Below are 238 nucleotides of genomic sequence, written 5' to 3' on the forward strand. Positions count from 1 at the left end.
ACCAAGCTTGATCCATTTGCCTGCAAGCTGTCTGGCTGGTTGCGCACAGAAGCCAATCGCTCTCGCAAGCAGCGGCGCACGATCAAGCAGATGTTTCTGGACTTGCAGGCATTGGGCTACACAGGCTCCTACAACCGAGTCGCTGCCTTTGCCAGAGTGTGGAAGGCTCAGTGTCATGCGACTGAGCAGACATCAGGGCGAGGCGTTTTTGTGCCCCTGGTCTTCGGCGCTGGCGAAG

At 58.0% G+C, this 238-nt stretch carries 1 pseudogene; it reads left to right on the forward strand.

Annotated elements, in window-relative coordinates:
• A pseudogene (locus SJH88_RS19670) lies at window positions 1-238 on the forward strand (IS21 family transposase); the annotation flags it as partial.

The organism is Comamonas sp. GCA5, from assembly GCF_036541385.1.
Lineage (GTDB): Bacteria > Pseudomonadota > Gammaproteobacteria > Burkholderiales > Burkholderiaceae_C > Comamonas > Comamonas aquatica.